The sequence below is a fragment of the Lentzea sp. CA-135723 genome (assembly GCF_050936595.1).
GTDB lineage: Bacteria > Actinomycetota > Actinomycetes > Mycobacteriales > Pseudonocardiaceae > Lentzea.
Genome location: NZ_JBNJMK010000001.1, coordinates 3944262 through 3960643 on the forward strand (window position 1 = coordinate 3944262; position 16382 = coordinate 3960643).

The following is a 16382-nucleotide window of genomic DNA, read 5'->3' on the forward strand; positions in this document are numbered from 1 at the left end:
GTCGCTCGGATCTGGTGCCTTCGATGCTAGTCCGGCCGAAAATGAGTGGCTACCGGATTGCTCACGGTGTGTGCTCACGAATCGTGGAGATCCGCAGGCTCGACGTCGACGACGTACCCGAGTGCATGAAGCTGATCACGGACCGGGGTTGGACGTGGACCCCGGCGCAGTGGGAGATGATGCTCGCCCTTGGTCCCGGCTACGGCGCGTTCGACGCGTCCGGGCTGCTCGGAACGGCTCTGACGACGCCTTACCCGGAGATGCAGACGATCAGCGGTGTGCTGGTCGCGTCCTGGGCGGCGCGGCGGGGCATCGGCACGCGGCTGATGTCCAATATATTGGATATCAGCCCGCCGGGAATGGCCACGGCGCTGTTCGCGACGACCGAGGGGCGGCCGCTGTACGAGAAACTCGGCTTTCACCCTGTCGGGCGGACCACCTCGCACTTCGGCACGTTCGACGGCCCGGCGCCCGGCGTGACGCGGCAGGCCACGCCCGCGGACGCGCGAAGGCTCACCGCGCTCGACGCCGAGGCCGGCGGGTACACCCGGCCCGCGTTCTGGGACCTCGTGCTCGACCCGTCGGGGCCGTACGAGGTGCTGATGTCCGACGACGGCGTCGTCGCCACGCGCCCGAACCCGACCGGCGTGACGGTCGGCCCGCTGGTCGCGCCGTCCGCGGCGGCCGCGTGCGACCTGGTCGCGGACGTGGCGGCCGGGCGGGGTGCCGTCCGCGTCGACACCGACGACGCCGACGTTGCCGACTATCTGGTTGGTCTGGGCTTCGAGGAGCGTCCCGGCGGCTGCCTGCTGATGGTGCACGGCGCCGACGACGTGCCGGGTGACCGTTCACGCTACTTCGCACCGGCCTCGCACGCGCTGGGCTGAACCTCCACCGGGGCTTGGTCGGCAGAACCGCGCAGGCGGCACCTTCACGGCTCTACCGCCGATATATCGCATATCGCGACGGACGAACGACCTCGACGAGATCGTCGCGCTCGGCGGGCACGACCTCGACCTAGAGACGGGAGAGGCGCTCTCCTCCCAGCAGGTGGAGGTGGGCGTGGAAGACCTCCTGGCCGCTGTCCGGCCCGGTGTTGAACAGCAACCGGTACCCGGACTCGGCCACGCCCTCCCCCGCGGCGACCTCCCTGGCCGCGGCGAAGAGGCCACCGAGCTGGTCGCCGTCGAGGTCGACGGCGTTCGGCACGTGCTCGCGCGGGATCAGCAGCACGTGCACGGGCGCCTTGGGCTGGATGTCGCGGAACGCGAGCGTCGTCTTGGTCTCGTGCACGACCGTCGCGGGGACCTCACCGGCGACGATCCGGCAGAACAAACAGGACATGCCCCCAGCTAAGCGAACATCGCGTCCAGCTGCTCGTCGACGGCCTCGACCATGTCGGCCGCGGTGAGCTCGTCGGGCCCGAGCCCGTGGTGGATGTTGAGCCCGTCGACGAGCACGATGAACCGGCGCGCGGCCTTCATCGGCACCACGCCGTCACGCAGTTCGCCGGCTCCTTGTGCCGCAACGAGAACGCGTGCGATCTCGCCGTACAGCTCGCGCGTGCCGATGCGTTCCAGCTCGTGCAACGACGGCTCCACCATCGCCCGGGGCAGGAACGACAACAGCACTGCGGCCTCGACGCGCCGTTCCTCGTCCAGCGCCAGCATCTCGTGCGCGAACGCCCGCAGCACCTCCCGGTGGCCCGCCGTGGTGTCGATCTTCTCCAGCCGCGCCATGAACCGCCGGTAGGCCAGCTCCATCGCGAACCCCAGCAGGGCGTCCTGCGTGGGGAAGTAGTGGCGCAGCGACCCGCTCGACCACCCGGACTCGGCGGCGACCGCGCGCACCGACGCGTGGTCTATCCCGTCCCGCCGCACGATGCGCCACACTGCCTCGGCGAGTTCGCGGCGGCGTTCCTCATGGTCGACAACCTTCGGCACCGGCCCTTTCTAGCAGCCGCCCGCAAGCCGGCCGACAGCCGCGCGGCACCGCTCCCACGCCTCGGTGCCGGGCGTGATCATGTCCATGTGCGTGCCGCCTTCCACCACGACGAGCTCCGCCTGAGGCTCCACCGCGCAGAACTCGATCGACTGCTCCACCGGCACGTCCTCGTCCCGATCCCCGTGCACGCACACCACGGGCTTCCCGATGGGCACCAGCGCGGCCGGCGAGGCGTCCGCGAACTGCTCCTCGCGGCACAACTCCAGCGCCCGAGGCGTGATGTGGCGCGTGAAGTCCAGGACAGCCGCCTGCGCCACCGCCCCCACCACCCGCGAACTCCGCTTGGCAGCCCACACCGCGAGATGCCCACCGGCACTGTGCCCGAGGGTCACCACGGGCCCGAGATCGACGGCGTCGATGGCGGCCAGCACGTCGTCCCCGGTCTCCGGCCAGCCACCCCCACCGCCGACCCGCCGGTACTCGACGTTCCACACGCGGTACCCGTCAGCGACGAGCACCTCGGCCAGCGGCCGGCCGAGTTCGAGCCCGTAACGCTGATGCCAAAAACCACCGTGAATGACGACAACAGCACCCAGAGCAACGCCGTCCGGTTCATAAAGCTCACCGAACTGACTGCCGTGGTCACCGTAAGCAATTCGCTGCACACCCAGAAACTACAGAAAGGCTTGTGTAATCGTTCACAAGCCATCTGAAAACGTTCACAACCCCGAACAACAGCCAACACCCGGTGGAGCACGAGCCTGCGGCCGCATCTCGGGCAAGCGTGAAACAAGCAGATGGTTTCGTTGCCCGACAACGGACGGTCTACTGCAGCACCGAAGCGCTCTGGCTGGGTCTTTGAACACCCTCACGCAGGGCAGCGCCGTGTTTCGTCAGGAAGAGAGGACTCATGACGAGCCGCCTGATGACAAAGGCCCCGAGCAGCCCCCTCAACCAAAAGGGGCGCCTCGCGGTCCGAAGCCTGGGGGTCGCTTCGCCGCGAGGCGCCGACGCCGGACCGAGGGGGGAGGTGTCCGGCGAGTCTTTTGGTCAGAAGAGCGCAATCGTCTACTCCGTTTCCGGATAGACCAATCAGCCCCTCTGCGAACTAGGGTAACCCCATCGGCCTGGGATTCGCTACAACTTCCGTCAAGCCAATCCATCCGATGTTCATGTTGACCGTGATCGGGGTCACCAGCGTGCCGTGCGGACCCCGATGGCACCAAGAGCAACGGCCGCGGCGGTAGATGCACGCAGAACGGTTGGGCCCAATCGGACCACGCGGGCACCCGATGATCGCAACGCGTCGAGTTCCTCGGGGGTGATTCCGCCTTCTGGACCCACCACGAGCAGCACGTCCCCCGAGTCGGGCAGCGGCACGTCGGCAAGGCGTTCCACCGCGCTCTCGTGCAACACGAGGGTCAGCGCCGACGACGACACGCGATGAGAGAGCTGAGTGGTGCTCACGGGTTCGTCGACGAACGGCACCCGCGAGCGGCGGGCTTGCTTGGCCGCCTCGCGGACGGTGGATCGCCAGCGCCCCAACGCTTTCGCGCCGCGCGGCCCGTCCTCCCACTTGGTGATGCACCGGGAAGCGCGCCACGGCACCACGCCGTCGACGCCGGCCTCGGTGGCGAGCTCCACGGCGAGCTCACCTCGGTCACCCTTCACCAACGCCTGCGCGAGCACGACCCTGGGCGTGGCCTCCGGCTCCACCCAGCGCTCGACCACGCGCAACGACAACGCGTCGCGCTCGACCGCCACGACAGCACACCGCACCTGGGCGCCGGACCCGTCGGACAGCACGAGCTCCTCGCCCACGCGCAGGCGCTTGACGGTGGCGGCGTGCCGGCCTTCCGGGCCGTCCAGCACGAACTCCTCGCCCGGCGGCAACCCGTCGACGAGGAAGACCGGCAGCGTCACCGGTGGCCGCGCGAGGCACGCAGGCGGGAGAACAGCCCGCCGCCGCCCTTGCCGTTGTGCGACAACGACGGTTCGCTCTCGCCGCGCAGGTCGGCGAGGTCGCGCAGCAGTGCGGACTGGGCGGCGTCGAGCTTGGTCGGCACGACGACCTCGAGGTGCACGTGCAGGTCGCCGCGGCCGTCGACACGGCCGGTGGACCGCAGCTTCGGCATGCCGCGGCCCGTCATCACGAGCTGCGTGCCGGGCTGGGTGCCGGGGTCGATCTGGAGCTCTTCCTCGCCGTCCAGCGTCTTCAACGGCAACGTGGCGCCCAGGGCGGCCGTCGTCATCGGGATCTGCACGATGCAGTGCAGGTCGGCGCCGTCGCGTTCGAAGATCTCGTGCGGGTGCTCCTCGACCTCGACGTAGAGGTCGCCGGCGGGGCCGCCGCCGGGGCCGACCTCGCCCTGGCCCGCGAGCCGGACCCGCATGCCCTCGGCGACGCCGGCGGGGATGTTGACGGAGATCGTGCGGCGCGACCGGGTGCGGCCGTCGCCCGCGCACTGCTGGCACGGGTCGGGGATGACCTCGCCGTAGCCGCGGCAGACCGGGCACGGGCGGGACGTCACGACCTGGCCCAGGAACGAGCGCTGCACGGACTGGACCTCGCCGCGGCCGTGGCACGTGTCGCACTGGACGGGCTTGGAGTTGTTCTGGGTGCCCGCGCCGTGGCAGCGGTCGCACAGGATCGCCGTGTCGACGGTGAGCTCGCGGGTGGCGCCCGCCGCGCACTCCTCCAGCGTCATGTCGAGCCGGATCAACGCGTCGGAGCCGGGCTGCACGCGGCTGCGCGGACCCCGGCCACCGCCGGACGAGGCGCCGAAGAAGGCGTCCATGATGTCGCCGAGGCCGAAGCCCGCGAACGGGTCACCGCCCGCGCGGCCACCGCCGCCGGAGTCGAGCGGGTCGCCTCCCAGGTCGACGACGCGGCGCTTCTCGGGGTTCGACAACACCTCGTAGGCGGCCGTCACCTCCTTGAAGCGGGCCTCCTCGTTGGGATTGACGTCCGGGTGCAGCTGCCTGGCGAGCTTGCGATAGGCGCGCTTGATCTCATCCTGTGTCGCGGTCTGCGAGACACCGAGGATGCCGTAGTAATCCCTGGCCACCTTGTTCGCTTTCATCTTCATCGACTAGCAAGTACTTGTTGGTCAACGACCGGTCAGGATCTCACCGACGTAGTTGGCGACCGCGCGGACGGCCGCCATGGTCCCCGGGTAGTCCATGCGCGTGGGCCCGACGACGCCCAGGCCGCCGAGCGGGTTGTCCCGGCTGCCGTAGCCGATGGACACCACGGACGTGCTGCGCATCTCCGCGGCCTCGTTCTCCTCGCCGATGCGCACCAGCACGCGGCCGGGGTCGCGGGAGGCGGCGAGCAGCTTGAGCACGACGACCTGCTCCTCCAACGCCTCGAGCACCTGGCGCAGCGAGCCCGGGAAGTCGGTGATGTTGCGCGTGAGGTTCGCGGTGCCACCGAGCACCAGCCGTTCCTCGGGATGCTCCACCAACGTCTCGATGAGCACAGTAGCGACTCGCAGCATCGGGTCGCGCAGGTTCGACGGAACCTCGTCCGGCAACTCGGCGACCTTGGCACTCGCGTCCGCGAGCCGCTGACCCGCCATCGCCGTGTTCAGCACGCCGCGCAGCTGCGCCACGTGCTCCTCGCTGATGACGTCCCCGAGCTCCACGATCCGCTGGTCGACGCGCCCGGTGTCGGTGATGAGCACCAGCATCAGCCGCGACGGCGTGATCGGCAGCACCTCCAGGTGCCGCACGGCCGCGCGCGACAGCGTGGGCACCTGGATCACCGCGACCTGCCGCGTCAGCTGGGCGAGCAGCCGGACGCTGCGGCGCATCACGTCGTCGAGGTCGAGCGCACCGTCCAGGAAACTGCGGATGGCCCGCTTCTCGGCCTGCGAGAGCGGCTTGATCTCGCTCAGCCGGTCGACGAACAACCGGTAGCCCTTGTCCGTGGGCACGCGCCCGGCGCTGGTGTGCGGCTGGGCGATGTACCCGTCGTCCTCCAGCGCGGCCATGTCGTTGCGCACGGTCGCGCTCGACACACCCAGGTTGTGCCGCTCGACCAGGGCTTTCGACCCGACGGGCTCCTGGTTGGACACGTAGTCGGCGACGATGGCGCGCAGCACCTCGAACCGACGCTCATCGGCGTTCACCGCTGTTCACCTCCCGTGTCCCCTGTCTCCGAGTTTACCCAGCCGTTTTCGTGCCTGGTGCGCGCTCTGAAGTCGCGCTCGATCGGGGCTCCTGTTTTTGTCGGTGCCGCTCGCTAGGGTCCAAACGTGGGCAACGTGGTGTGGCTGCGGCCACCTGAGCCGGAACCGGGGAGACCGTGCCTGGTCCACAGCGATGACCAGTGGTGGGAGGGGACCGTCGTCTGGGAGGAGGTGCGCAGGGAGGACGGGTTGTGGTGGGGCGCCGCGACCTACCTGAAGAACGGCGAGGAGGTCGCCGAGGTGTTCAGCCAGCACGACTTGCGGGCCCGCTAAGGCAGCAGGCGGCGCACCACGGCGTCGGCGAGCAGACGGCCTCGGTCGGTGAGCACGCAACGGTCGTCGAACGGCTCCAGCAGGCCGTCGGCGATGGCTTGCTTGGCAGCGTCACGCCCTTCGGCGTCCAGCACCTCGATGGGCAGCCCGGAGGCGAGGCGCAGTTCGAGCAGCACTCGTTCGACGCGCTGGTCCTCCAAGGACAACGTCTCGCGGCCCGCGGCGGGTGAGTTGCCCTCGGCCAGCAGGGACGAGTAGCGGGCCGGGTGCTTCACGTTCCAGAAGCGGACGCCGCCGACGTGGCTGTGCGCGCCGGGGCCGAAGCCCCACCAGTCGGCGCCCTTCCAGTACAGGACGTTGTGCCGGCATTGCGCCGCAACGGAAGTCGCCCAGTTCGACACCTCGTACCAGGAGAAGCCCGCGCCGGTCAGCACCGAGTCGACCATCTCGTAGGACGACGCCAGCACGTCGTCGTCGGGCATCGGGAGGTCGCCCCGGCGGATGCGGCGGGCCAGGCCCGTGCCGTCCTCCACGATCAACGCGTAGGCGGACACGTGGTCGACGCCCGCGGCCAGCACGGCGTCCAGCGACGCGGCCAGGTCTGAGGGGCGCTCCCCCGGCGTGCCGTAGATGAGGTCGAGGTTCACGTGCTCGAAGCCCGCGGCACGGGCCTCCAGGGCTGCTTCACCCGGACGGCCGGGGGTGTGCTTGCGGTCGAGCACGGCGAGGACGTGGCGCGCGGCCGACTGCATGCCCAGCGACACGCGCGTGTAGCCGGCGTCCCGGATTCCCGAGAAGAACGCGGCCGAGGTCGACTCCGGGTTCGACTCGGTGGTGACCTCGGCGCCGGGAGCCAGGCCGAACGAGTCGCGCACGGCGTCCAACACGGAAGCCAGCCCGGACGCGCCCAGCAAGGAAGGCGTTCCGCCGCCGACGAACACGGTTTCGGCCAAAGGTGCGGACCCGAGGACGGAGGCGGCGAGGTCGAGCTCGCGGCGCAGGCCCTCCAGCCACGACTCGGGCGAGGCCGAGGTGCCCAGCTCACCGGGCGTGTAGGTGTTGAAGTCGCAGTAGCCGCAGCGGGTCGCGCAGAACGGCACGTGCACGTAGATGCCGAACGGGCGCGAACCGACACCGGCCAGTGCGGAAGGGGGCAGCGAACCGTCGGCGGGCGCGGGCTCGCCTTCGGGCAGAGCGGAGGGCATGACGCTCAGTGTCCCCCACGCAGCCCGAACGGCGGTGTCCGACCAGGCGAAGTCTCTGTCGGTGACAGAACTATCACAGAGCGAAACCGGTAGAAGATGTCAACTTCTCCTCGTAGATCCCACCATGCGGTTGACGGTGGACCACGGTCTGGACGGCATGCACACTGAGGTCATGCATTCGACTGGAGTCCGCCTCGTGGCCCGCCGCCACGTCGACTTCCGTCGTGTCTCCAGCGCGATGTGCCGTCGTTCGGCATAACCCTGCGCTGATTTGTTCCCGTCGGCGCTTGGTGCGCTGACGACGCCCCCACCACAAGCACCTCCGGGCTCGCATGCGCACGAAGCGCCTCGAAACCCCGGAGGATGGCGATGGTCCCGCCGCAGACGTCACCGCGCGCCAAGCAGCGTCGCGGCGAGGGGCAGTGGGCACTCGGATACCGAGAGCCGCTGAACCCCAACGAGCGGAGCAAGAAGGACGACAACCCGCTCAACGTCCGCGCCCGCATCGAGAACATCTACGCCCACGGCGGCTTCGACTCCATCGATCCGGCCGACCTGCGCGGGCGGTTCCGGTGGTACGGCCTCTACACGCAGCGCAAGCCCGGCATCGACGGCGGCCGCACGGCCACGCTCGAGCCGGAGGAGCTGGACGACGAGTTCTTCATGATGCGCGTGCGCAGCGACGGCGGCGCGCTCACCACCGAGCAGCTGACCGTCCTCGGCGAGATCTCGCAGACCTACGCGCGCGACACCGCGGACATCACCGACCGCCAGAACATCCAGTACCACTGGATCCGCGTCGAGGACGTCCCCACGATCTGGCAGAAGCTCGAAGCGGTGAACCTGACGACGATGGAGGCGTGTGGCGACAGCCCGCGCGTCATCCTCGGTTCGCCGGTCGCGGGCATCTCGCAGGACGAGGTCATCAACGGCCAGCCGGCCATCGACACGATCCTCGAGCGCTACATCGGCGACCCGCGCTTCTCGAACCTGCCGCGCAAGTTCAAGACCGCCATCTCCGGCCTGCAGGACGTCGCGCACGAGATCCACGACATCGCGTTCGTGGGCGTGAACCACCCCGAGCACGGACCGGGCTTCGACCTCTGGGTCGGTGGCGGCCTGTCCACGAACCCCATGCTGGGCAAGCGGTTGGGCGCCTGGGTGCCGCTCGACGAGGTGCCGGACGTCTGGGAGGCGGTCATCTCCGTCTTCCGGGACTACGGCTACCGCCGCCTGCGGCACCGCGCCCGCATCAAGTTCCTCGTCGCCGACTGGGGCCCGGAGAAGTTCCGCCAGGTCGTCGAGGACGAGTACCTGGGCCGCAAGATGATCGACGGCCCGGCGCCCGAGCAGCTGGACCAGCCGCTCGACCACATCGGCGTGCACAAGCAGAAGGACGGCCTGAACTACGTCGGCGCCGCGCCCGTCGCGGGACGCGTGTCCGGCTCGATCCTGGTCGAGGTGGCCAAGTACGCCGAACGAGCGGGCTCCAACCGCGTCCGCTTCACGCCGCAGCAGAAGATCATCGTGCTGGACGTGCCCGACGCCGAGATCGCCACGCTCAAGAGCGACCTCGCCAAGCTGGGCCTGCAGGTCGACCCGTCGCCGTGGCGGCGCGGCATCATGGCGTGCACCGGCATCGAGTTCTGCAAGCTCGCGATCGTCGAGACCAAGGCGCGCGCGCTCGACCTCGTCACGCAGCTCGAGGCGAACCTCAAGGACATCGTCGACGGCGTCACGGCGCCGATCACCGTGCACATCAACGGCTGCCCCAACTCCTGCGCCCGCATCCAGACCGCGGACATCGGGCTGAAGGGCCAGATCGTCACGGACGACGCGGGCAACCAGGTCGAGGGCTTCCAGGTGCACCTCGGCGGCGGCCTCGGTCTCGACGCGGGCTTCGGCCGGAAGCTGCGCGGCCACAAGGTCACCGCGGCCGAGCTGCCCGAGTACGTCGAGCGGGTGGTGCGGAACTTCGTGGCACAGCGGGAGACCGACGAGCGGTTCGCCCAGTGGGTCGCGCGCGCCGAGGAGGGGTCGCTGCGATGAGCGAACGCGCGACGCCGTTCTACTGCCCCTACTGCGGCGACGAGGACCTCCGTCCGCAGGAGGAGCCGAGCTACGCGTGGCTGTGCACTGGGTGCCGCCGCGTCTTCAAGGTCTCGTTCGTCGGGCTCAACCTGCCGCAGGAGGTGAAGAAGTGAGCGATCTGAAGGAAGACCTCAAGATCGTCGCCGATGCCGCCGAGCTGGAGTTGAAGGACGCTAGCCCGGAAGAGGCGCTGGAGTGGGTCGCGCGGACGTTCGGCGACAGCTACATCGTCGCGTCGAACATGCAGGACGCCGTGCTGATCGACCTCGCCGCCAAGGTGAAGCCGGACTTCGACGTGCTGTTCCTGGAGACGGGCTACCACTTCCCGGAGACCATCGGCGTGCGCGACGCCGTCGGGGTCGTCTACCCGGACGTGCGGATCGTGAACGCCGCCGCCGAGCAGTCCGTCGCGGACCAGGAGGCCGAGTTCGGCCTGCTGTACCAGTCGGACCCGGCCACGTGCTGCAACCTGCGCAAGGTCGTGCCGCTGCGCCGTGAGCTCGCGAAGTACGACGCGTGGGTCACCGGCGTGCGCCGCGTGGACGCCCCGACGAGGGCGAACACGCCGATCGTGCAGTGGGACGACCGCAACGGCCTGGTGAAGATCAACCCGATCGCGCCGTGGTCGGACGACGAGTTCAACTCCTACATCCACGAGAAGGGCATCCTCGAGAACCTGTTGGTGCAGGAGGGATATCCCTCGATCGGCTGCCTGCCGTGCACCTCCAAGCCACTGCCGGGCCAGGACGCGCGCAGCGGCCGCTGGGCCGGTCAGTCGAAGACGGAATGCGGGTTGCACGGATGAACGCCGAGATGGCGACTGGCACAGCTCTGGACACGTTGGGGCGCCTCGAATCCGAGGCCATTCACATCTTCCGCGAGGTCGCGGGCGAGTTCGACCGGCCGGTGATCCTCTTCTCCGGCGGCAAGGACTCGACGCTGCTGCTGCACCTGGCGATCAAGGCGTTCTACCCGGCGCCGGTGCCGTTCCCGTTGCTGCACGTCGACACCGGACACAACTTCGACGAGGTCATCGAGTTCCGCGACCGCGTCGTCGCGCAACACGGTCTGCGCCTCGAGGTCGCGAAGGTCCAGGACTGGATCGACGACGGACGCCTGGAGGAGCGCCCGGACGGCACGCGCAACCCGTTGCAGACCGTGCCGCTGCTGGACTCGATCACGCAGCACAAGTTCGACGCGGTCTTCGGCGGCGGCCGCCGGGACGAGGAACGCGCCCGCGCCAAGGAGCGGATCTTCAGCCTGCGCACGGCGTTCGGCCAGTGGGACCCGAAGCGCCAGCGCCCCGAGCTGTGGAACCTCTACAACGGCCGGCACCGCGCCGGTGAGCACGTCCGCGTGTTCCCGCTGTCCAACTGGACCGAGCTCGACGTGTGGAACTACATCGAGCGCGAGGGCATCGAGCTGCCGGACATCTACTACTCGCACCAGCGGGACGTGTTCCTGCGCGACGGCATGTGGCTCGCCGAGGGCCCGTGGGGCACCGCGCGCGAGGGCGAGACGTTGCTGCGCAAGACGGTTCGCTACCGCACGGTCGGCGACGGCTCGTGCACCGGCGCCGTCGAGTCCGACGCTTCCGACATCCACGCGGTGATCGCCGAGGTCTCCGCTTCACGACTGACCGAGCGCGGCGCCACGCGGGCCGACGACCGGTTGTCCGAGGCCGCCATGGAAGACCGCAAGCGGGAGGGGTACTTCTAGATGAGCGACCTGTTGAGGCTGGCCACCGCGGGCAGCGTGGACGACGGCAAGTCCACGCTCGTCGGCAGGTTGCTCTACGACACCAAGTCCGTGCTCGCGGACACGCTCGACGCCGTGCACCGCGCGAGCGCCGACCGCGGTCTCGCGACGCCGGACCTGTCGTTGCTGGTCGACGGCCTGCGTTCGGAACGCGAGCAGGGCATCACGATCGACGTGGCGTACCGGTACTTCGCGACGCCCAAGCGGTCGTTCGTGCTGGCGGACACCCCGGGACACGTGCAGTACACGCGCAACACCGTCACGGGCGCGTCCACCGCGCAGCTCGCGGTGCTGCTGGTCGACGCGCGCAAGGGCGTCATCGAGCAGACGCGACGCCACGCGGCCGTGCTCGCGCTGCTCGGCGTGCCGCGGCTCGTGCTGGCGGTCAACAAGATCGACCTCGTGGACTTCGACGAGGTGACGTTCTCCCGCATCTCCAAGGAGTTCACCGCGCACGCCACGGCGCTCGGCTACACCGAGGACGCGGTCGTCCAGATCCCGGTGTCGGCGCTCGCGGGCGACAACGTCGTGGAGAAGTCCGCGAACACGCCCTGGTACTCCGGCCCGACCCTGCTGGAGCACCTGGAGAACGTGCCGGTCGAGCCCGACCCGCACGACGCGCCGTTCCGCTTCCCGGTGCAGTACGTGATCCGCCCGCGCACGGCAGAGCACCTCGACTACCGCGGCTACGCGGGCCTGGTCGCGGCGGGCACGGTCAAGCCCGGCGACGAGATCGTCGTGCTGCCCTCCGGCCGTCGCTCGACGGTCACCAAGATCGACACGGCGGACGGCGAACTGGCGGAGGCGGCGGCCGGCCAGTCCGTGACGTTGCTGCTGGCGGACTACATCGACATCTCGCGCGGCGACCTGATCGCCTCCGCGGGCAACGCGCCCACCGTCACCGACGACTTCGAGGCCACGCTCTGCTGGCTCGCGGAGAAGTCGCTGCGGCCGGGAGCGCGCGTCCTCGTCAAGCACGGCACGCGCACCGTGCAGGCGATGGTCACCGAGCTGCGCGACCGCTTCGACGAGCAGAACCTGTCCAGTGTGGACAGCCCTGCCTCGTTGGAGCTCAACGAGATCGGCCGCGTGTCGTTGCGACTCGCGGAGGAAGTACCGCTGGACGACTACAGCTTCAGCCGGCGCACCGGGTCCTTCCTGGTGATCGACGCGAGCGATGGTTCCACGCTCGCCGCCGGACTGGTCGGGGCTCCGCTGCCGCTGCTTGAGGACGGCGTGGAGAGCTGTACCGGGGGTAGCACCGCTACCCCTGACAATCACGCCCTCGTGTCTCCCGGTCCCTGAAAGGCCTGAAACCCCGTGAACCTCAAGCCCGCCCTTGCCGTCGCTCTGATCGCACTGACAGCCATCTCCGGTTGCAGCCGCGCCGGAAGCAGTGACACCCCCGCCGCCGAGTCCAAGGGCGCCGCCGCCGAGGTCCGCCTCGGCTACTTCCCGAACATCACCCACGCCGCCGCGCTGATCGGCGTGGAGAACGGCCTGTACGCCAAGGAGCTCGGCAACACCAAGCTCACGACGCAGACGTTCAACGCCGGTCCCGACGAGGTGAACGCCCTGCTGGGCGAGTCGCTCGACATCGCCTACATCGGGTCCGGCCCGGCGATCAACGCCTACGCGAAGTCCAAGGGCGAGGCGGTGAAGCTCATCGCGGGTGCCACGTCCGGTGGCGCGCAGCTCGTGGTGAAGCCCGAGATCAACTCGATCGAGGACCTCAAGGGCAAGGTCGTCGCGACGCCGCAGCTCGCGAACACGCAGGACGTGTCGCTGAAGAAGTACCTGGCGGAGAAGAACCTCACCGGTCAGGTCACCGTCCAGAACGTGGAGAACGCCGCGTCGCTCGACCTGTTCAAGAAGGGCGACATCCAGGCCGCGTGGGCGCCGCAGCCGTGGTCGGCGCGCATCGTCAACGAGGGCGGCGGCAAGGTGCTGCTGGACGAGAAGACGCTGTGGGAGGGCGGGGCGTTCCCGACGACGGTCGTGATCGTGCGGACGAAGTTCCTGCAGGAGCACCCGGAAACCGTCGAGGCCGTGCTGAAGGGCCACGTCGCCGCCATCGACTGGGCGAAGGCGAACAAGGACGAGGCCAAGAAGGCGGCCAACGCCCACCTGGAGAAGCTCACGTCCAAGAAGCTCGGCGACAAGATCCTCGACGCCGCGTGGGACAACATCGAGCTGACCACGGACGCGCAGGCCAAACACTTCCCGCAGCTCGCGAAGGACGCCGTGACCGCCGGGGTGGCCAAGGAGGCCGCGAACGTCGCCGGGTACGCCGACTTCACGTTGCTGAACAAGGTCCTGCAGGCGCAGGGCAAGCCGCAGGTGCAGGCCGCGGGCCTGGACAAGAAGTAGCACTTCCGACGCGAGGGGAAGACACACCATGACCGCCACGCTCGAATCCGCTCTTCTGTCCACCGCGGACACCGCCGTCGAGTTGACGGGCGTCCGCAAGGTCTTCGGTCACGGCTCCTCGGCCGTGGTGGCACTCGACGGGGTGGACCTCAAGGTCAAGCCCGGCGAGTTCGTGTGTCTTCTCGGCGCGTCCGGCTGCGGCAAGAGCACGCTGCTCAACATCGTCGCGGGCCTCGACGGCGCGACGTCGGGCTCGTTGCAGATCAACACCTCGCGCCCGGCCGTGATGTTCCAGGAACCTGCTTTGATGCCGTGGCTGACCGCGGCCCGCAACGTCGAGCTGGCGTTGCGGTTCGCCGGGGTCGGCCGGTTGGCGCGCAAGCGTCGTGCGTTGGAGTTGCTGGAACTGGTGCGGCTGGGCGATGTCGCGGACAAGCGTCCGCACGAGCTGTCCGGCGGTATGCGTCAGCGCGTGGCTTTGGCTCGTGCGCTGGCGTCCACCACCGTGTCCGCCGACGGCTCGCCCGCTCTGTTGTTGATGGACGAGCCCTTCGCGGCGTTGGACGCCATCACCCGTGACGTGCTGCAGAGCGAACTGCTGCGCGTGTGGGAGACCACGAACACCGCCATCATCTTCGTGACGCACGACGTGCGTGAGGCCGTTCGTCTCGGTCAGCGCGTCGTGCTGCTGTCCTCGCGCCCGGGCCGTGTGGTGCGCGAGTGGGACGTCACCGATTCTTCCGACACGGTGCTCGACGAGATCAACACCCATCTGCGAGAGGTCATCAGTGGCCACGCCTCCTGACACGCTCGACAAGGTCGGCGCCGGCCTGGACGCTTTGGACGTGCCGGTCTCGGCGCAGAAGCCTCCGTTCTGGCGCCGTTTCCTGAAGACGGGCGTGCCGCCGATCATCGCCTTCGCGCTGCTCTTGGGCGTGTGGCAAGCGTTGTGGGCTTCGGCTCTGCTGCCCGAGTTCCAGCTGCCCGCGCCGGTGAACGTGTGGAACGAGCTCGTCCGCTCGATCTCGACCGGTGAGGCGTTCGGCATCCTGTGGACCTCGTTGCACCGCGCGGTGCTCGGGTTCCTCGCGGCCGTGCTGATCGCGACGCCGCTCGGGTTGCTGATCGCGAAGGTGCGGGTGGTGCGCGCGGCGATCGGGTCGCTGCTGACCGGTCTGCAGTCGCTGCCGTCCGTGGCGTGGGTGCCCGCCGCGATCCTGTGGTTCGGCGTGACGCCGTCGACGATCTACTTCGTGGTGCTGATGGGATCCGTTCCGTCGATCGCGAACGGCCTGGTGGCGGGCATCGACCAGATCCCGCCGCTGCTGCCTCGCGTCGGGCGTGCGCTGGGAGCCGGCCGGTTCGCCTCGGCCCGGCACATCCTGCTGCCTGCCGCGCTTCCGGGATATCTGGCGGGGTTGAAGCAGGGGTGGGCGTTCTCGTGGCGCTCGCTGATGGCCGCGGAGATCATCGCGACCTCGCCCCAGCTCGGCGTGGGGCTCGGGCAGTACCTGCACAACGGGTCGTCGTTGAACGACATCAACATGGTGATCGCAGCGATCTTCCTGATCCTGCTGGTGGGCATTGGGATCGAGCTGCTGCTGTTCCGCCCGTTGGAGCGCACGGTACTGCGCGCTCGTGGACTGACGGGGGCGTTGTGATTCCTCTTGTCGCTGTCGCGCACGGCAGCCGTGACTCGCGTTCGGCCGCGTCGATCCACGCTCTTCTGGACGTCGTGCGGTCGTTGCGGCCCGAGCTCGACGTGCGCGGGTGCTTCCTGGACCTGTGCGCGCCCCGGTTGGGCGACGTGCTGCGCGGGCCTTCGGTCGTCGTGCCTTTGTTGCTGGGCAAGGCATATCACGCGCGTGTCGACGTTCCGGCCGCCGTCGCCGAGTCCCGGGTTCCCGCCGTCGTGACCGATGTCCTCGGCCCGGATCCCCGGCTGGAGTCGGCTGCTCTGCGCCGGCTGTCGGAGGCCGGGGTCTCCTTCGGCGACTCGTCCTTGGGCGTGGTGCTGGCCGGTGCCGGGTCTTCGCACGCTCCGGCCAACGAGGCGGTGGCGGCGGTGGCCCGGCGGTGGGCTCGTGACTCCGGGTGGGCCGGGGTGGAGGCGGCTTTCGCCTCCATCGCCTCGCCCACCGTTCCCGAGGCCGTCGAGCGGTTGAAGGCTCGCGGCGCTACTCGGATCGCGGTGGCGTCGTGGTTCCTGGCGCCGGGGTTGTTGCCGGACAAGGTGGCTTCGCTGGCTCCGGACGCCGTCGTGGCGCGGCCGTTGGGAGACGACGTGGAGGTCGCACAGCTCGTGCTGGACCGTTACGACTCGGCTCTTTCGCGCCAGATCGTCGCGGCCTAGCTCTTCTGGGCGTTCAGGTAGCCGACCGTCGCCCAGCCGATGCCGAGCAGCGCTCCCCCGGCGATCGCGACGGCGGTGAGCGCGGTGGAATCGGCGACGGCGAGCAGGGCGATGACGGCCGCGTAGACCATCGACAGGATCAGCAGGACCAGGCTCGACTTCTTCTTCATGGTCCGGAATGGTCGTTGTTCCTGG

Annotated in this window: 19 protein-coding genes; 11 read left to right on the plus strand and 8 right to left on the minus strand. The window is 69.3% G+C overall.

Going from position 1 to position 16382, the window contains the following annotated elements; translation table 11 throughout:
- Window positions 1-83: 83 nt before the first annotated feature.
- Window positions 84-887, plus strand: a complete 804-nt coding sequence (locus tag ACQEU1_RS17470; RefSeq protein WP_433202322.1) for a GNAT family N-acetyltransferase — start codon at window positions 84-86, stop codon at window positions 885-887.
- 130 nt (window positions 888-1017) lie between these two features.
- On the opposite strand, the gene ACQEU1_RS17475 is transcribed toward ACQEU1_RS17470, so the two are convergent.
- From ACQEU1_RS17475 to hrcA, 6 genes are all read right to left on the minus strand, one after another.
- Window positions 1018-1344, minus strand: a complete 327-nt coding sequence (locus ACQEU1_RS17475) for a histidine triad nucleotide-binding protein (protein ID WP_433202325.1) — start codon at window positions 1342-1344, stop codon at window positions 1018-1020.
- A gap of 8 nt (window positions 1345-1352) precedes the next feature.
- Window positions 1353-1943 carry a TetR/AcrR family transcriptional regulator gene (locus ACQEU1_RS17480; RefSeq protein WP_433202328.1) on the minus strand — a complete coding sequence of 197 codons (591 nt, stop codon included), beginning with the start codon at window positions 1941-1943 and terminating at the stop codon, window positions 1353-1355.
- 9 nt (window positions 1944-1952) lie between these two features.
- A complete protein-coding gene (locus ACQEU1_RS17485) occupies window positions 1953-2609 on the minus strand; it encodes an alpha/beta hydrolase (protein WP_433202332.1) in 657 nt (218 codons plus the stop codon).
- A gap of 526 nt (window positions 2610-3135) precedes the next feature.
- Complete coding sequence (locus ACQEU1_RS17490; protein WP_433202335.1) at window positions 3136-3867, minus strand: 16S rRNA (uracil(1498)-N(3))-methyltransferase; 732 nt, start codon at window positions 3865-3867, stop codon at window positions 3136-3138.
- Window positions 3864-5012, minus strand: a complete 1149-nt coding sequence (dnaJ, locus tag ACQEU1_RS17495) for a molecular chaperone DnaJ (RefSeq protein ID WP_433211550.1) — start codon at window positions 5010-5012, stop codon at window positions 3864-3866. The genes ACQEU1_RS17490 and dnaJ overlap by 4 nt, the downstream gene beginning before the upstream one ends.
- A gap of 42 nt (window positions 5013-5054) precedes the next feature.
- Entirely contained in the window at window positions 5055-6077 is a 1023-nt protein-coding gene (gene hrcA, locus ACQEU1_RS17500) for a heat-inducible transcriptional repressor HrcA (protein WP_433202338.1), read from the minus strand.
- A gap of 126 nt (window positions 6078-6203) precedes the next feature.
- Here hrcA and ACQEU1_RS17505 point away from each other — a divergent pair, with 126 nt between their 5' ends.
- Window positions 6204-6410: a hypothetical protein gene (locus ACQEU1_RS17505; protein ID WP_433202341.1), complete on the plus strand. Its 207-nt coding sequence runs from the start codon at window positions 6204-6206 to the stop codon at window positions 6408-6410.
- Here the strand turns inward: ACQEU1_RS17505 and hemW are convergent.
- Entirely contained in the window at window positions 6407-7615 is a 1209-nt protein-coding gene (gene hemW / locus ACQEU1_RS17510; RefSeq protein WP_433202344.1) for a radical SAM family heme chaperone HemW, read from the minus strand. The two genes, ACQEU1_RS17505 and hemW, sit on opposite strands and share 4 nt — an antisense overlap.
- Before the next feature lie 369 nt (window positions 7616-7984).
- Here hemW and ACQEU1_RS17515 point away from each other — a divergent pair, with 369 nt between their 5' ends.
- Genes ACQEU1_RS17515 through ACQEU1_RS17555 form a run of 9 tightly spaced genes read left to right on the plus strand, consistent with a single transcriptional unit; the run spans window position 7985 to window position 16187 of the window.
- Window positions 7985-9664 (plus strand): nitrite/sulfite reductase, encoded by a 1680-nt coding sequence (locus ACQEU1_RS17515; RefSeq protein ID WP_433202347.1) that lies wholly within the window; start codon window positions 7985-7987, stop codon window positions 9662-9664.
- Entirely contained in the window at window positions 9661-9819 is a 159-nt protein-coding gene (locus ACQEU1_RS17520) for a hypothetical protein (protein ID WP_030472080.1), read from the plus strand. The genes ACQEU1_RS17515 and ACQEU1_RS17520 overlap by 4 nt, the downstream gene beginning before the upstream one ends.
- Complete coding sequence (locus tag ACQEU1_RS17525; RefSeq protein ID WP_433202351.1) at window positions 9816-10511, plus strand: phosphoadenylyl-sulfate reductase; 696 nt, start codon at window positions 9816-9818, stop codon at window positions 10509-10511. Before ACQEU1_RS17520 ends, ACQEU1_RS17525 begins: the two co-directional genes overlap by 4 nt.
- A gap of 8 nt (window positions 10512-10519) precedes the next feature.
- Entirely contained in the window at window positions 10520-11425 is a 906-nt protein-coding gene (gene cysD / locus ACQEU1_RS17530; RefSeq protein WP_433202354.1) for a sulfate adenylyltransferase subunit CysD, read from the plus strand.
- A complete protein-coding gene (locus ACQEU1_RS17535; protein WP_433202357.1) occupies window positions 11426-12769 on the plus strand; it encodes a sulfate adenylyltransferase subunit 1 in 1344 nt (447 codons plus the stop codon).
- Between the two features lie 15 nt (window positions 12770-12784).
- Complete coding sequence (locus ACQEU1_RS17540) at window positions 12785-13834, plus strand: ABC transporter substrate-binding protein (RefSeq protein ID WP_433202360.1); 1050 nt, start codon at window positions 12785-12787, stop codon at window positions 13832-13834.
- Window positions 13835-13862: 28 nt separating this feature from the next.
- Complete coding sequence (locus ACQEU1_RS17545; protein WP_433202363.1) at window positions 13863-14639, plus strand: ABC transporter ATP-binding protein; 777 nt, start codon at window positions 13863-13865, stop codon at window positions 14637-14639.
- A complete protein-coding gene (locus tag ACQEU1_RS17550) occupies window positions 14623-15495 on the plus strand; it encodes an ABC transporter permease (protein ID WP_433202366.1) in 873 nt (290 codons plus the stop codon). The genes ACQEU1_RS17545 and ACQEU1_RS17550 overlap by 17 nt, the downstream gene beginning before the upstream one ends.
- The gene (locus tag ACQEU1_RS17555) at window positions 15492-16187 is read left to right on the plus strand and encodes a sirohydrochlorin chelatase (RefSeq protein ID WP_433202369.1); all 696 of its coding nucleotides are present in this window, start codon (window positions 15492-15494) and stop codon (window positions 16185-16187) included. Before ACQEU1_RS17550 ends, ACQEU1_RS17555 begins: the two co-directional genes overlap by 4 nt.
- On the opposite strand, the gene ACQEU1_RS17560 is transcribed toward ACQEU1_RS17555, so the two are convergent.
- Window positions 16184-16357 (minus strand): hypothetical protein, encoded by a 174-nt coding sequence (locus ACQEU1_RS17560; RefSeq protein ID WP_433202372.1) that lies wholly within the window; start codon window positions 16355-16357, stop codon window positions 16184-16186. The two genes, ACQEU1_RS17555 and ACQEU1_RS17560, sit on opposite strands and share 4 nt — an antisense overlap.
- Window positions 16358-16382: the final 25 nt, after the last annotated feature.